Source organism: Luethyella okanaganae, assembly GCF_042660285.1.
Lineage (GTDB): Bacteria > Actinomycetota > Actinomycetes > Actinomycetales > Microbacteriaceae > Luethyella > Luethyella okanaganae.
Genome location: NZ_JBHSTP010000010.1, coordinates 1 through 542 on the forward strand (window position 1 = coordinate 1; position 542 = coordinate 542).

1 pseudogene is annotated in these 542 nt (G+C 66.2%); it reads right to left on the bottom strand.

Annotated features, from left to right (window positions below):
• A pseudogene (locus ACFQB0_RS15400) lies at positions 1–531 on the bottom strand (ISL3 family transposase); the annotation flags it as partial.
• Positions 532–542 lie beyond the last annotated feature (11 nt).

A 542-nucleotide genomic window follows, 5' to 3' on the forward strand; every position in this document is an offset into this window, starting at 1 on the left:
GCCTCGGCGGGTGTGCCGCCAGACGTGTTCGTCGACGCCGATCGTGGTGACCCCGTCGAACCGGTTCGGGTTATCGATCAGCCGCCGTTTCCCCTCGTCAAGGATCGCGGTGTTCGCGGTGTGCCAGGACACCCCGAGATTCGCCGCTGCACGCGAGACGGTGAGGTGATCGATGACCAGTGCCTCGAGGGCCCAACGAACCCCGGCGCGCGAGATCTTCGCCCGGGCGGGTGCGGCAGCGGTGGTGTCTTCTCGCCAGACCTTCCGACACCAGGAGCAGCGGAAGCGGCGGATCCGGATCTTCAGGATCGTGGAACGATGCCCGCAGGGCTCATGCGCGAGTGTCCGAACGACGCTGTCACGCGGGATGCCTTCCGCCCCGCACCTGCGGCACCAGGGGTCGGACTGGGCGACTCGGCACTCGATGAGCGCACGGTCTGGTTCGAGACGTTGCCCAATCGCTTCGAGGCCGAGCTCGTCAAGTCGGCAGAACGTGGTCAGGTCAGGGGTCTGGAAGGTAGCGTTAAACACGAAGACCTCGT